Annotated in this window: 11 protein-coding genes; 2 read left to right on the top strand and 9 right to left on the bottom strand. The window is 64.1% G+C overall.

The window, feature by feature from the left end; genetic code table 11:
* Positions 1 to 20 precede the first annotated feature (20 nt).
* Together AADZ90_RS16585 and AADZ90_RS16580 are read left to right on the top strand one after the other, a co-directional pair.
* Positions 21 to 1,811 (top strand): M24 family metallopeptidase, encoded by a 1,791-nt coding sequence (locus AADZ90_RS16585; RefSeq protein ID WP_367312658.1) that lies wholly within the window; start codon positions 21 to 23, stop codon positions 1,809 to 1,811.
* 34 nt (positions 1,812 to 1,845) lie between these two features.
* Complete coding sequence (locus AADZ90_RS16580) at positions 1,846 to 2,187, top strand: DUF427 domain-containing protein (RefSeq protein WP_367312659.1); 342 nt, start codon at positions 1,846 to 1,848, stop codon at positions 2,185 to 2,187.
* Positions 2,188 to 2,199: 12 nt separating this feature from the next.
* Here the strand turns inward: AADZ90_RS16580 and AADZ90_RS16575 are convergent, their stop codons facing one another.
* From AADZ90_RS16575 to AADZ90_RS16535, 9 genes are all read right to left on the bottom strand, one after another.
* The gene (locus AADZ90_RS16575; protein WP_411997070.1) at positions 2,200 to 3,759 is read right to left on the bottom strand and encodes a chloride channel protein; all 1,560 of its coding nucleotides are present in this window, start codon (positions 3,757 to 3,759) and stop codon (positions 2,200 to 2,202) included.
* Between the two features lie 547 nt (positions 3,760 to 4,306).
* Positions 4,307 to 5,959 carry a DNA repair protein RecN gene (gene recN / locus AADZ90_RS16570; RefSeq protein WP_367312691.1) on the bottom strand — a complete coding sequence of 551 codons (1,653 nt, stop codon included), beginning with the start codon at positions 5,957 to 5,959 and terminating at the stop codon, positions 4,307 to 4,309.
* A 36-nt stretch (positions 5,960 to 5,995) separates the two neighbouring features.
* Positions 5,996 to 6,844 carry an outer membrane protein assembly factor BamD gene (locus tag AADZ90_RS16565; RefSeq protein WP_367312692.1) on the bottom strand — a complete coding sequence of 283 codons (849 nt, stop codon included), beginning with the start codon at positions 6,842 to 6,844 and terminating at the stop codon, positions 5,996 to 5,998.
* A 110-nt stretch (positions 6,845 to 6,954) separates the two neighbouring features.
* Positions 6,955 to 7,866 carry a UDP-3-O-acyl-N-acetylglucosamine deacetylase gene (lpxC, locus tag AADZ90_RS16560; protein ID WP_367312693.1) on the bottom strand — a complete coding sequence of 304 codons (912 nt, stop codon included), beginning with the start codon at positions 7,864 to 7,866 and terminating at the stop codon, positions 6,955 to 6,957.
* Between the two features lie 207 nt (positions 7,867 to 8,073).
* Positions 8,074 to 9,609, bottom strand: a complete 1,536-nt coding sequence (gene ftsZ / locus AADZ90_RS16555; RefSeq protein WP_367312694.1) for a cell division protein FtsZ — start codon at positions 9,607 to 9,609, stop codon at positions 8,074 to 8,076.
* A gap of 349 nt (positions 9,610 to 9,958) precedes the next feature.
* On the bottom strand, positions 9,959 to 11,086 hold the full coding sequence (locus AADZ90_RS16550; protein ID WP_367312695.1) for a site-2 protease family protein: 1,128 nt from the start codon (positions 11,084 to 11,086) through the stop codon (positions 9,959 to 9,961).
* Between the two features lie 163 nt (positions 11,087 to 11,249).
* The gene (gene ftsA, locus AADZ90_RS16545; protein WP_367312696.1) at positions 11,250 to 12,593 is read right to left on the bottom strand and encodes a cell division protein FtsA; all 1,344 of its coding nucleotides are present in this window, start codon (positions 12,591 to 12,593) and stop codon (positions 11,250 to 11,252) included.
* Positions 12,590 to 13,516 (bottom strand): cell division protein FtsQ/DivIB, encoded by a 927-nt coding sequence (locus AADZ90_RS16540; protein WP_367312697.1) that lies wholly within the window; start codon positions 13,514 to 13,516, stop codon positions 12,590 to 12,592. Before AADZ90_RS16540 ends, ftsA begins: the two co-directional genes overlap by 4 nt.
* A complete protein-coding gene (locus tag AADZ90_RS16535) occupies positions 13,504 to 14,418 on the bottom strand; it encodes a D-alanine--D-alanine ligase (protein WP_367312698.1) in 915 nt (304 codons plus the stop codon). The genes AADZ90_RS16540 and AADZ90_RS16535 overlap by 13 nt, the downstream gene beginning before the upstream one ends.
* Positions 14,419 to 14,431: the final 13 nt, after the last annotated feature.

Genomic DNA, 14,431 nt, shown 5'->3' with positions numbered 1-14,431 from the left:
ACCCTTGTCCGCGAGCCCCCATGTTTCAGACCTTCACGCCAAGCACCTCCCCCGACCAGTCCCCGCCGCGCCTTGCCGCACTTCGGGACGAGCTAAAGAAGGAAGGCGTTGATGCCTTTCTCGTTCCTCGCGCCGACCGGTTTCAGGGCGAATATGTCGCCCCGTGCGACGACCGGCTTGCCTGGCTCACAGGTTTCACAGGTTCCGCGGGGTTTGCCGTCGTCTCCGGCAAGGTCACGGCCCTCTTCGTCGACAGCCGCTACACGCTCCAAGCCGACGCACAGACCCCCGGTGAGATCACGATCCTGCCTTGGCCCAAGACCCAGCTATCAGATTGGCTGAAGGATGAGATCGGCCGCGGAAAGATCGCCTATGATCCATGGCTTCACACCGAAAGTCAGATAAGGAAGCTCAACGAAGCTTTTGAAGATACTGGCCTTTCTCTCCTCGAAATCGACAATCTGATCGACCGCATATGGCCTGATCAACCCGACGCTCCCGACGCCCGCTTCTCTGCCTACCCGGCCAATCTCGCGGGGAAGAGCCATGACGACAAACGTGCCGAGATCACCGAAGCTCTTCGAGACGCCGGACAAAAGCAGGCTCTTATCACGCTCCCGGACTCCATCGCCTGGCTTCTTAATATCCGTGGCAGCGACATCCCCCGCAATCCCGTTCCCCACGCGATGGCCATCCTGCATGACAACGGTGCCGTTGATCTCTTCGCAACCCATTCAAAGACGACGGAAATCGCCAGCCATCTGGGTCCGGACGTTGCCGTCCATGACCCGGGCGCCCTGATCAACCACCTCAAAACGCTCGACGGCCCTCTCCGCATCGATCCAGACAGCGCTCCGAAGATCCTCTTCCAATCCGTTGAAAAAGCGGGGGTTTCTATCGAAGAGGCGCCAGATCCTGTCCTCCTCCCCAAAGCAAAGAAGAACCCCACAGAACTCCAGAACACCCGCGAGGCCCATCTGCGCGACGCCGCAGCTGTCACCGCCTTCCTCGCCTGGCTCGACGCGCAACCCATCGGCAGCATCGACGAGATCACCGCCGTCAAAGAGCTCGAACAGCGCCGCCGCGCCTCAGGTCAGCTCCTCGATATCTCTTTCGAGACGATAGCCGGCACCGGCCCCAACGGCGCTATCGTCCATTATCGCGTGACGGAAGAGACCAACCGCCAGACGGCCGACGGCGACCTCCTGCTCGTGGATTCAGGCGGCCAGTACATCGACGGCACGACCGACATCACACGCACGATCCCCATCGGCGCCCCCTCCGACGACAAGCGAAAGACCTACACAGCCGTGCTCCAAGGCGTCATCGCGATCTCTCTCGCCCGCTTCCCGCAAGGAACTGCAGGCCGCGACCTCGACCCCCTCGCCCGCGCCGCGCTTCGCCGCATGGGCAAGGATTACGGCCACGGCACCGGCCACGGCGTCGGCGTATACCTCTCGGTCCACGAAGGCCCCCAACGTATCGCCAGTACCTCGGGCATCGCGCTGGAGAAGGGCATGATCCTCTCGAACGAACCGGGCTACTACGAGGAAGGCGCCTACGGCATCCGCCTTGAAAACCTTGTCGCCGTCACGCCGGACAGCCAGGACGACTGGCTCGCTTTCGAAACGCTCACCTTCGTCCCCTTCGACCGCCGCCTCATCGACACCGCCATCCTCGCCCCGTTCGAGCGAGACTGGATCGACGCGTACCACGCTGAAACCAAAGGAAAAGTTATGCCCCGCCTCGCCTCAGACGAGGCTCGCGCCTGGCTCGAAAAGGCGACCCGCCCTTTGACAGACCCCGCCTGAGCCGCCATCGTCCCTCCATCAGAGGGAGGACACCATGGCAGACCACATCAAGATCCGAAAAGCCGAAGGAACGTGGGCCGTTCGCGCGGGTGGGGCCGTCCTTGGTGAAAGTGCCAACGCCCTTGAACTGACAGAAGGCGACTATCCCCCAGTCATCTACTTCCCTCGCGACGACATCGCGATGACCTTCCTCGAACCCTCTGACAGAACGTCTTATTGTCCTCATAAGGGGGATGCGGCTTACTTCTCGATCGTAGCCAAATCCGGCACGATCCCCGATGCGGTGTGGACCTACGAAAACCCCAAGGACGGCGTGGCCCAGATCAAGGACCACCTGGCTTTTTACACCGACCGTGTCGCGGTCGAACAACTTTAGAAATCAATAGTTTCAGGAGTGTTCTTCAGCCGCCGTCGCTGCCAGCGCGCGGTTGAACGCCTTCAGCGCGTCCACTTGGAACAGCGCCCCCCACAATTCCGGGGGGCCCTCCCCGGCGGATTTCACGACCGGTATGAAAGCATAGTTCCCGGCCTCGAACATCGGCATCGCCTCTTCCAGCGTCGCATCGGCCTGCAACATGACGCCCTGCGCGATCATATCGCGACACTGCTCTTCGCTCGCTGCCCGGGGGTGGTCCGGTGCACGCATTACGCTTGCCACCCGAAAGACGGCCAGAAGGTAAGCCTGCGGTCCCGCCGCCAAGTGCACTCCGCGCCGCTCAAGCTGGGTCAGGAAGAACGACCGGTCCACCAGCTTCGAAGACAATGCGGTCGAAAGCGATACGCTCGTCATGACGGCTATCCCGGTTTGCCAATCTCCCGTCAGTTCGAACACGATCAGCGTGGTGGAGATCGGGGCACCCAGAACCGCCGCCGACACGGCCCCCATCCCGGCCAACGCGTAAAGCGTCACCGATCCCGACGTCTCCGGAAAGATGCCCGTTGCCACGATCCCGAAGGCCAGCCCAGTCAGCGCGCCCACCATCAGCGATGGTGAAAACACCCCTCCCCCCATCCGGCCCCCCATCGTGATCGCCACCGCGACCACTTTCAGAACGACAAAAACCACCGCCTCGTGAAAGACGACCCCGCCCATCAGCGCCAGCGTCGTGGTCTCGTAACCGACCCCGATGATATGCGGAAACCAGATCGCGAGGATCCCCAGAAGCACCCCGGCCCCGGCGGGCCTCAGCCAGCGCGGCAGCCCGGTCCTCCTCTGAACTCCATTGGCAAAGTCGTCAGCCCAGAAGATCGCCTTCATCTGCAGGGTCGCGACAACCCCGCAAAGCAGCCCAAGCAAGAGGAAGGCCGGAAGCTCGACATAGAAGACCAACTCATTGGGCTCGGGCAAGACGAACTCCGTCAGCCCCCCGAATTCCAGTCGGTTGATGACCGTTCCCGCAACCGACGCGATCACGATCGGCGCAAAGGCGTGGACAGCGAAGTGCCGCAGGATCACCTCCAGCGCAAACAAAGCTCCGGCGATCGGTGCGTTGAACGAGGCTGAGACCGCTGCCGCGACGGCACAGCCAAGAAGGTCCCGCCCGGTGATCCCGTCCGCCCGGATCGCGTTCGACACATAGGTGGATATGACCGCGGCAAGGTGAACCACCGGCCCCTCCCGCCCGGTCGAGCCCCCGGTCGACAGCGTGATGAAAGAAGCCAGCGTCGACACAAGCCCACGCCGCCGCTGCACCCGGCCGTCTTTCAAAGCGGCTCCCTCGATCACTTCTGCAATGCCGCGCACCCGTCCGTCATCGGTGAAGAAATGCAGCAACAGCCCGACAGTCAGCCCCCCAGCGATTGGGATCAGCAAGACCCAGTACCACGCCAGGGTCGCCGCGAAGCTCGCCAGCAGGTTCACATCGTCCGTGCCGTAGATAAACGCCTGCAGGCTCTCGATCCCCTTCCGGAACAAAAGCGCAGCGAACCCGGCCGCAATCCCGATCATCAAAGCGATGAACCAGAACTGGATCTGCGACGGCCCCTTGTGCCGGATTACGCGAATCCCGTTTTTGCAAACCTGAACGACCTGCAAAGCGCCTTCGCGCAGAGCCTTGGGAAGCGGCGTCGGATCCGGCTGCGTCACTGGTTCGCTCTTCTCGGCGGGCGCAGATCGCGCCCTGTCCGTCACGGCCGGCCCACCCGAACCGCCTTCACCGATGCTAGAACAAGGGCTTACGGCCTCCAAGGCATCATGGGCCGAAACCGAAATGCCCTGCACATTCAGTGTCACACTTTGATGACACGGCCACACTTTTCGCATCCCCCGGGGTGGGGGGGTTGAGATGACCCCTCACCTTTGGGTAGGCTTTTGCTTGTAGGGATGCTCCACACGCCTAGGGGATGTGACGTCCATCGAACATTTCAGACCATGCGCTTTGCACGGGTTGAGTGGCCTTAGCAACGCGCTTCATTTTTCTCATTCGGCGGGAGAGGCATTAGCGCCTGTCCCGCCTCTTCCTTTATAAGCCTAGGATTTTATGTGTTTTTGGCCGCTATCCGGCATGGATCAGCGCCCGTGCCGCATCTCGTGCCGCATCCGTCACCCGATCTCCGGAAATCATCCGCGCAATCTCATCCACCCGATCCGCATCCGCCAACGGAACAACCGTAGAGAGAGTGGTGTCCGCCTCCTGCCGTTTTTCAACCCGCCAGTGATGCGCCGCTTGCGCTGCAACCTGAGGGGAGTGGGTGACCACCAGAACCTGTCCGTCTCGCGCCAAGGCTGCCAAGCGGCGCCCCACCGCATCCGCCGTCGCGCCTCCGACGCCACGATCGATCTCGTCAAAGATCAGCGTGAGGCCGGACGATGTTCCGGTCAGACACACCTTCAGCGCCAGTAGAAAGCGCGACAGCTCTCCGCCCGAGGCGATCTTGGCCAAAGGGCCAGCAGGTGCGCCTGGGTTGGTCGCGACAACGAATGCCACCTCGTCTGCCCCATCCGGCCCCGGATCTGCAGGTCCGATCTCAGTTGAGAATGCAGCCCGCTCCATCTTCAGCGGCGCCAACTCCTCGGCCATCGCCTGATCAAGCCGCCCGGCAGCCGCCATCCGGGCTGTGCGCAGCGCTTCAGCAGCCGCCCGATAAGCGTTCTCGGCCTCCGCGACCTTCGCACGCAACGCCTCCACATCCTCCGCCCCGCCGTCGAGCGCTGCAACCTTCCGCGCAACCTCTTCGCCAAAGGCTCCCAGATCATCCGGCGCCACACCATGCTTCCGCGCAAGCCCCCGGATCGCGAAGAGCCGCTCTTCGACCCGCTCCAACTCTCCAGCATCGAAATCCAGCGCCTCGAGCGCCCCTTCGACGCCTTGCTGCGCCTCCCCAAGCTCAACCAGCGCGCGTTCCAAGGCCGTCAAAGCGCCGTCCAGCTGGCCTTCCGCCTTGTCGGCCACGCCGTCAAGCCAGCGCAGCCCGTCCGTCATCTGGCCTTCCGCGCCTTGCAGACCAAGCGCCGCCGCCGCGCGCGCAATGTCCTCCCGAATGCGCTCGGCCGCTTGCATCAACCGACGCCGCGCATCCAGCTCCGCCTCTTCACCCGCCTCCGGCGCCAATGCCTCGAGTTCCGATAGCGCGTGCCTCAGGAACTCCTCTTCCGCCTGAACCTCAGCAAGTGCGGCCGCCGCCGCCTGCAAAGCCTGCTCTGCCTGCCGCCACGCCCGCCAGGCCGACCGCACGGCGTCGACCTCCCCAGACACACCAGCAAACTGATCAAGCAACGCGCGATGTCCGCGCGGGTTCAGAAGACCCCGATCGTCATGCTGCCCATGCAACTCGACCAATCGCTCCGAAAGCGCGCGCAGCACCTCACCAGACACGCGGCGGTCATTCACCCATGCCGTCTTGCGCCCATCGGCCGAGTTCACGCGCCGCAGGATTAGTTCTCCCTCGAACGCGATCCCGGCCTCCTCGAGAACCGACCAAGCGGGATGATCGGGTGTCAGATCGAACCAGGCCGTCACTTCACCCTGCGCGGCACCGCTCCGCACCAGTTCTGCGCGCCCGCGCCAACCCAGCACAAATCCCAACGCATCAAGGAGGATGGACTTCCCTGCCCCCGTCTCTCCGGTCAGCACGTTCAGCCCGGGCTGAAACTCTAGTTCCAGCCGGTCGATGATCAGCATGTCCCGGATATCGAGCCCGCGTAGCATGTCAGCCGTAGGGTGCGTGCCCGCACGCACCTCCCGTCACAACCACTCGCCCCGCACCACCTGCCGGTAAACCTGCGCAAGCCAGCTGTTCCCGACAGGCTCGGGCCGCAGGCCCCGCCCCGTCAGAAGCGCATAGCTGTCTTCGTACCAATCGGTCCCCTGGTAGTTGTAGCCAAGGATCGCGCCTGCGGTCTGCGCTTCGGCATCAAGCCCCAGCGAGAGGTAGGACTCCACCAACCGATGCAAGGCTTCCGGTGTGTGCGACGTGGTCTGGAAATCCTCGACAACCACTCGGAACCGGTTGATCGCCGCAGCGTAGTGCCGATCGCGCAGATAGTAGCGCCCGATTTCCATCTCCTTGCCAGCGAGGTGATCGAAGGCGAGGTCGAATTTCAGGATCGACGACCGGGCATATTCGCTCTCCGGATAGCGCTCAATGACCGTCCGAAGCGCCTGCAGGGCCTGAAATGTCAGCCCCTGATCCCGACCCACTTCGTCAATCTGATCATAGTAAGAAAGCGCCAGCAGATATTGCGCATAGGCCGCATCTTCATCCGCCGGGTAGAAGTCGATAAACCGCTGCGCCGTGGCCCGGCTGTTTGGGTAGTCCCGGTCCTGATGATAAGCAAACGCCTGCATAATGAGCGCCCGCTTCGCCAGTTCGCTGTAGGGATAAAGTCGTTCGACCTCACCAAAGTAAAAGGCCGCGTCGTCAGGCTGACCATCGGCAAGCTCGAACTCACCTCGTTCGTAGATCTGTTGGGCAGAAAACGACTCAAGCTGATCCTGCGTCGCGTCAGGAGCTCGGCCGCCGCCACAGGCTGAGACTCCTGCAACAAGCGCCAGCATGGCCAAACCTCGTCCCCACGCACGTCGCGCTGTCATGCTTTGCCTCGTCCCCTGATCTTCACTGCAGCCTTTGCCGCCAGAAGCCGATCTAACATGAAAAAATCCGGGGCAAAATGCCTTTGCGCCCGGATTTCGAACAGTTCGGTTCAGGCAACGAGCCTCAGATCCTCGGCCACCAGCCCCGATCCGGGCAGGCGCCGCAACTGACCCGGCCCGCACTCGACCAGACGCACAGCGCCCGGCGTTGCGAAAAGCGCCCTAAGAAGCGCATTCGTCAGCGCATGCCCGGCCCGCACCCCTTCGTAGTGCCCAAGGATCGGCGCACCGGCCGTTGCCAGATCGCCCAATGCGTCAAGCATCTTGTGCCGCACCGCCTCATCCGCGTGCCGCAGGCCGCCGGGGCTCAGTACCCGCGCGCCATCGACGACCACCGCATTGTCCAGCGATCCGCCAAGGGCCAGTCCCTGCGCATGCATCGCCTCCACATCCGCCTTCCGGCAGAAGGTCCGGCTGTCGCAAAGCTCGCGCACAAAGGCACCATTGCGCATGTCGAGGACATGCCGCTGATGTCCGATCGCCGGATCCGGAAAATCGATCGCAAAGTCAATGATCAGCCCGTCAGCAGGGTAAATCGCCGCCCGGGCAAGACCTGCCTTGACCTCGACCTTCCGAAGAACCTCAAGCGCATAGGCGGGCGCATCCAGATGCGTCAGACCGGCGTCAAGGAACCCGCGTACGAACTCGGCCGCGCTGCCATCGAGGATCGGCACTTCCGGCCCATCCAACTCGATATCGACATTGCCGATCCCGCAGCCTGCCAAAGCCGCCATGATGTGCTCGATGGTCGAAACGGTTACGCCGTCCGGCCCGTCGAGCCGCGTGCAAAGCGGCACCTGCGCCACCGCATCCCACAATGCCGGGATCCGCACGTCCAGATCGGTCCGCACGAACCAGATCCCGTGATCGGCCGGCGCAGGTCGGACGACCATGCGAACGGGCCGCCCGCCGTGGAGGCCGACGCCCGTAAATGAAACCGATCTTGTGAGAGTGGTCTGCACCTGCTCGAAACCTGTTCTGCTTTAGTCGTAAATCGTTAATCGTGAGCTAATGAAGCCCATCGCGCAGCTCAATTCACTCTTTGCAACGACATGAAACACGACCTCAGCGAGCCTCAGCGGGTTTTCGCCGGGCCCATATCAACTCTCTGACACTAAACGAAAAAAGCCGCCTCGGGGGCGGCTTTTCCGTTGGATTTCGTGACCGGTCTAGTTGGCTTGCCGCCGCAAAAAGGCGGGGATTTCGATGCGTTCCTGCTCCGGATCAGGCTCCGGCTCGACGCTCCGCTGCGGCTCAAACCGGGCCACTGGCGGCTGCGCACGGGCCGGTGCGGCGCCCTCGCCCTGCTGTCCGGTCATGCGGTTGATCAGCGAATTGATCCCGAACCGCCCCTTCTCTGGCGCCTCTTCGGGCGCGGGTGGAACAGGGTTCTGAAGCCGCTGCATCGGTTGCTGTGCCGCGGGCGCCTGCGGGCGCGGCGCGACGAAGGTTTCGGGCGCCACCGTCTCTTCCGGTGCCGGGCGCGGGCGGTAGGCAGGCAGCGGCATGTCGTCCTCGGCGACCTCCGCCACCGGCTCGGGCTCTACCTCGGCAACCGGCTCGGGCGCGAAGCCCGGAAACAGTTCCGGCTCGTCCTCTTCGACCTCCGGCGCAACCTGGGCCACCACCGGCTCCGGCTCGGCAACCGGCTCGGGTGCCTCAGCCTCAAGCGAAACCCTCTCGGTCAGCGGCGGCCCCGAAAGGCTGCGGCGCGGCAGCGGCGTCTCGGCATGGCTCTCTGCGGCGTCGATCCCCGTGGCAACCACGCTCACCCGCATCTGGCCTTCCATCTTATCGTCGAGGGTCGAGCCGACGATGATGTTCGCGTCCGGATCGACCTTCTCGCGGATCTTGTTCGCCGCCTCGTCCAGCTCGAACAAGGTCAGATCGTAGCCGCCTGTGATGTTGATCAGCACACCCTTGGCGCCGTTCAGCGAAATCTCGTCGAGCAACGGGTTGGCGATCGCCTTCTCGGCGGCCTCGATGGCCCGGTTCTCGCCTTCGGCCTCTCCCGTGCCCATCATCGCCTTGCCCATCTCGTCCATCACCGCGCGGACGTCCGCGAAGTCGAGGTTGATCAGGCCGGGCCGGACCATCAGATCGGTCACGCCCTTCACGCCCTGATAAAGGACGTCATCCGCCATCGCGAAGGCTTCGGTGAAGGTCGTCCGCTCATTCGCGAGCCGGAACAGGTTCTGGTTCGGAATGATGATCAGCGTATCAACGACCTTCTGAAGCGCCTCGACGCCCTCCTCGGCCTGCCGCATCCGCTTGCCGCCCTCGAACTGGAACGGCTTGGTCACAACGCCAACCGTCAGAACGCCCAGCTCCCGCGCCGCCTGCGCGATGATCGGCGCGGCCCCGGTCCCGGTGCCGCCGCCCATCCCGGCGGTGATGAAGCACATATGTGCACCTGCCAGGTGATCGACGATCTGCTCGATGCTCTCCTCGGCCGCCGCCGCGCCCACGCTTGGCCGTGCCCCGGCACCCAGCCCTTCGGTGACCTTCGTCCCCAGCTGCACCCGGGCCGAGCTCTTGGCACTTTGCAGCGCCTGGGCATCGGTGTTCGCCACCACGAACTCCGTTCCTTCAAGCTGCTTTTCGATCATGTTGTTGACGGCATTGCCGCCCGCCCCGCCGACACCGAACACGGTGATCCGTGGCCGCAGGTCATCCTGCCCGGGCATGCTGAGATTCAGGGTCATGTCTGCTCCGCCTGTTTATTGTTCCCGCGGGGTCTTTGCGCCCCATCGGATCTGCCTGTTTTGCCTGACAATAACGCCCCAACCCCGAGTCGTCACGCCCAAACCGCAGATTCGCCACAAAATATTGCGGAAGCCTTGACAGGTTCCGGCGGCATGTCGCGCAAATCACTACATCTGGGAAACTACACGACAAGCGCACCTAACGGGTGCCCAAACGCCACCCGACACACCTTGTCCAAGGCCCAATCAATTTCATTTGGGGGCACTGCTCGCGCCACCATCTCGGCGTTATCGTCGCCGTTATCCACTGCTTATCCACAATCCACCAAGCCAGCAAGACCTGTCTCGGTCACCCGCCAGTCTCACGCACCACGTTCAAATGCCCGGCGACGTCGGTCAGCGTGACCACGCCAATCAGCTGCCGCCCCTCCATCACGAGGTACTTCCGCCGTCCGGTTCGTCCGATCCGGTCAAGCAGCGCCTTCGCCGGCATTTCCTCTGCCACCGTCATCTCATCACTCAGCGGCACGAAGACATCCCCCACCCGCGTCACCGGCCACTCGGCACGCGGGACCGACCGCAAGGCCGCCGTGTCGATCGCCCCCAGCACCATCCCGTCAGCGACCACTGGCACAAAGCTCACCGTATGGTGCAGAAAGACATCCTCGACGAGATCGCTCAGCGTCATCCCGGGATCCGCCGTGTGAACATCCCGGCTCATCAACGCCCCGACCGTCCGGCCTCCCAGAGCGGCCCCCGTCGCCAGCTGCTGATAGGCCGCCTGGGAGGTCGCAAGAATAAAAAAGCCAATCAGGATCGGCCACAGCCCGCTTGCCGCGTTCGCAGTAAAGAGCACAAGCAACCCAAAGCCGATCAGCATATAGGCGATGACGCCCGACACCGCCGCCGCTTTCCGCGTCGCCTCGACCATGTCGCCTGACCGCCGCCAGAGCATCGCCCGGAACACCCGTCCTCCATCAAGCGGAAAGGCCGGCAGCAGGTTGAAGACCGCAAGCACCAGGTTAATCGTGGCGAGATATCCCAGCACGGCCACCAACGGATCGCCCAACTGCATTCCCGCCGCAAAGCCGGCCAGGACCCAGAATCCGAAAGCCAGGGCAAAGCTCATCGCCGGCCCCGCAACTGCGATCCAGAATTCCGAGGTCGCGCTCTTCGGCTCACTCTCCAGCTCCGCGACGCCGCCGAAGATGAACAGCGTTATCCCCGTGATGCCGACGCCGTAGCGCCGTGCGACCAGTGAATGGGACAACTCGTGCAGGATGAGCGACCCAAACAGGCCAAGCATCGAGATGACTGAGAGCACCAGAAGCAAACCCAGTTCAGCCTCTGGAAAGAGCATCGGAAAGTAGCCCGTGGACAGGCTCCAGACGATCAGCCCCGCGATGAGCAACCAGCTGGCGCTGACCTTGATATCAAAGCCCGCAAGCGTCGCGATCTTGACTGAATTCCCAAACATCTTCCCCCGCGCGTCCTTGCCGTGTCGGACCACTCAAACGGGCGGACTCAGGGTCATTCACGATTGAGACAACGTTCCGTGCTTCAAGGCCACCCGTCGATCCCAAATCTCACATGGGATCAGGCAGCGCCTTGCGCGATATCAAGAACGCGGCGGGATCAGGCTACCAATTCTCCTTCAACCACCGCACCGCACGCCGCAACGACCGGGACGAGTATCCCTCCACCGGAATCTCAAAATCCCACCATTCGTCCTGCGGATGCGCCGCGAAAAGGCATAGGCCGACAGCGGATGCAAAGGCCGATCCCGTCGCGGCCTGCGGCAGCCCCTGCACTCGAAGAGGCCTCCCGAGACGCACCTGCTGGCCCAGGATCTTAGAGGCAAGCCCGTCCAGCCCCGGGATCTGGCTCCCCCCACCCGTCAGCACGATCGACTGCGACGGCAGGTGTTCGAACCCCGCCGCATCCAGCCGCGCGCGCACCTCTTCCAGGATTTCCTCGACCCGCGGCCGCATGATCCCGATCAGCTCAGACCGGGACACAGCCCGCCGGTCATGTTCCCAATCGCCGGTATTCCCGCCGATCTCGATCATCTCGCGGTCGTCCATGCCGGTCGCCACGACGCCGCCATAGAACGTCTTGATCCGCTCCGCCGTCGCCATCGGGACCTGCAGGCCCATCGAGATATCCGACGTCACATGTTCTCCACCCATGCGCACCGCATCGGCGTAGATCATGTGCTTCTTCACGAAGATCGACAGCCCCGTCGACCCGCCGCCCAGATCGATGCAGGCCGCCCCAAGCTCCTGTTCGTCCTCGACGAGCGACGACACGCCCGCCACATAGGCTGAAGACGCGACGCCCGCGAGCTCCAAATCACACCGCTTGATGCAGTGCAGGATGTTCCGCACCGCCGTCTCTTCGACCGTCAGCAGATGCATGTCGGTCGCCAGCACATTGCCCATCTGCCCGCGCGGATCGTTCAACCCGGTCCGGTGATCCAAGGCGAAGTTCACCGGCTGCGCGTGCAGCACCTCGCGCCCCTCGCCCACATCCGGCACCTCGCAGGAGGCGAGCACGCGCCCGATATCGGCCTCGCGAACCTCTCCTTCCTCGAGCTCCACATGACCGGCGAGCCCGTAGGACCGCGGCCTTGCCCCGGCGAGGCAGGCGATCACATGATCGACCCGTACGCCCGCCATCTTCTGCGCCGCCTGCACGGCCGTCCGGATCGCCCGCTCCGTCTCAACCATCGCGTCGATCTCGCCAAACCGCACGCCCCGCGACCGCGTCGTCGCCGCCCCGATCACCCGGAACGACGATTGCCCCGCCATCGAGCCCACGCCATCGCCGCGGAAGTTATCCGGCCCGTCGAACCGCAGGATCAGGCACGCGATCTTCGACGTGCCGATATCGAGGATCGCCACCAAACCCCGCTGCATCGCCGCCCGACGCATATGCCGCATCGCCCGCTGCGCATGATACAGCCCGCCCCTGACCTCCATCATCGCTCTGCTATCCTTTCCACTGCCCGCGTCTCCCTCAGCGTCTCGGCTGCCGCCGGGGACATCCGGATCGTCAGACGCCTGGGGTTTCTCAAATCCACTGCGATTACGTCTCTTTCGAGGACATCCTGCGCCTCGTGCAGGGCAATCACGCGCTCCAATGCGGCAAGCGCGCCATCGCTCGGCAGCATCACCCGCTGCCCGCGGTCGAGAACGAGGTCCCACCGCCGCTCACCCATCCGCACGAGGCCACGTACGCGTCCCGCGATGGGCCGCGCCGCGGCAAACAGTGCAAGCGCCTCCGGCAGGTGGTCCGCCGCGCCCTGCCCTGCGAGCAGCGGCAGATCCGGCCGTTCCATCCGGCTCTCCAGCGGACCCACGAAAGCGCTCTCCCCGTCGAGCAGGGCAAGCCCGTCCCGCGATCGCCAGACCGCGACCGGCACCCGGCGCGCGATATCGACCTGCAGAATCCCGCCCGGCCGCACGCGCAGTGACGCCTCCTTCACGGGGTCGAGCGCCACGACCGTCCGCCGCATCTCTTCCAGATCCAGATCGAAGGACGACACAGGAAAATCGACCGGCAGCACCGCGCGGATCTGATCCGCCAGAGTCCCTTCGGCCCCGTCGATCGCCATCAGCTTCACCTGAAATTCCGGCCGCCCCTCGATCTCGGCCCGCATCTCTGCAACCGCCTCGGCGACCATCGCGCGGTTGTCCTCCTGCCCGACCCAGGCCCCGACCATCCCGGCAACAAAGGCGAGCGGCAGCCCGCGACGCACCAGCATCCGAAAGAATGGCGTCAGCCACAACCGGTCCATCCGGTAGCTCAGCCGCGACGGCGCCGGATCGCGCTTCAGCGGCGGCTCCTGCCGCGCGCCGCGCACCGCGCCTCCGCGCGCCAGCGGAGGGATCGTCACCTCCCGCATGACGCATCCTCCACCAGCCATTTGCACAGCTCGGGGAAAGAGATCCCGCAGGCCTCCGCCTGCTCCGGCGTCAGCGATGTCGGCGTCATGCCCGGCTGCGTATTGGTCTCGAGCAGCACCAGCCCATCGAGGCTCCGCGCCTCATCCCACCGGAAATCCGTCCGCGAGATACCCCGGCACCCCAGCGCCTCATGCGCCCGCAGCGCATAGTCCATGCAGGCATCGAAGATCTCCGCGGGCACCTCCGCCGGCACGACGTGCCGCGAGCCGCCCTCGACATACTTCGCGTCATAGTCGTACCAGCCGTCCGTCAGGATATCGGTGACCGTCAGCGACCGGTCGCCCAGCACCGTCGTCGTCAGTTCGCGACCCGGCGCGAACGCCTCGACCATCACCGTCTCGGGCATCTCCGCCGACAATTCCGGCGGCCGGTTCGCGCCTTCAGGCACGATATAGACCCCGACCGAAGAGCCTTCGTTGTTCGGCTTGATGACGTAAGGCGGCTCCAACACATGCCGCCCAGCCGCCTCCGCTTTCGGCACCAGAACGCTTTCCACGACCGGCAACCTGGCGGCGCGATAAACGTCCTTCGTCTTCTGCTTGTCCAAAGCCAGGGCCGAGGCCAGCACACCGGAATGCGTGTACGGAAGACCCATCCACTCCAGCAGGCCCTGGACGCAGCCATCCTCACCCCACCGCCCGTGAAGCGCGTTGAACACCACATCCGGAGAAATCTCGGCAAGCACGCGCGGCAAGTCGCGGCCGGCATCGACCTCGACAACGTCGCATCCCGCTTCCACCAAGGCCGCCGCGCATCCACGCCCCGTGCTGAGCGACACCTCCCGCTCCGCGGAAAGTCCACCCAGTATCACAGCTACCTTGGGGTCTGTCCTGCTCGACATACCCAATCTGCCT

Source organism: Aestuariibius violaceus (assembly GCF_040779325.2).
Taxonomy (GTDB): Bacteria; Pseudomonadota; Alphaproteobacteria; order Rhodobacterales; family Rhodobacteraceae; genus Aestuariibius; species Aestuariibius violaceus.
Note: the sequence above shows the minus strand (reverse complement) of the source record. Positions and strands in the feature narration are given on the sequence as shown.

Excerpts from the sequence above, each read along its gene's own strand:
- AADZ90_RS16585 (WP_367312658.1), top strand. The coding sequence starts at position 21 with ATGTTTCAGACCTTCACGCCAAGCACCTCCCCCGACCAGTCCCCGCCG.
- AADZ90_RS16580 (WP_367312659.1), top strand. The coding sequence starts at position 1,846 with ATGGCAGACCACATCAAGATCCGAAAAGCCGAAGGAACGTGGGCCGTT.
- AADZ90_RS16575 (WP_411997070.1), bottom strand. The coding sequence starts at position 3,759 with ATGATCGGGATTGCGGCCGGGTTCGCTGCGCTTTTGTTCCGGAAGGGG.
- recN (WP_367312691.1), bottom strand. The coding sequence starts at position 5,959 with ATGCTACGCGGGCTCGATATCCGGGACATGCTGATCATCGACCGGCTG.
- AADZ90_RS16565 (WP_367312692.1), bottom strand. The coding sequence starts at position 6,844 with ATGACAGCGCGACGTGCGTGGGGACGAGGTTTGGCCATGCTGGCGCTT.
- ftsZ (WP_367312694.1), bottom strand. The coding sequence starts at position 9,609 with ATGACCCTGAATCTCAGCATGCCCGGGCAGGATGACCTGCGGCCACGG.
- AADZ90_RS16550 (WP_367312695.1), bottom strand. The coding sequence starts at position 11,086 with ATGTTTGGGAATTCAGTCAAGATCGCGACGCTTGCGGGCTTTGATATC.
- ftsA (WP_367312696.1), bottom strand. The coding sequence starts at position 12,593 with ATGATGGAGGTCAGGGGCGGGCTGTATCATGCGCAGCGGGCGATGCGG.
- AADZ90_RS16540 (WP_367312697.1), bottom strand. The coding sequence starts at position 13,516 with ATGCGGGAGGTGACGATCCCTCCGCTGGCGCGCGGAGGCGCGGTGCGC.
- AADZ90_RS16535 (WP_367312698.1), bottom strand. The coding sequence starts at position 14,418 with ATGTCGAGCAGGACAGACCCCAAGGTAGCTGTGATACTGGGTGGACTT.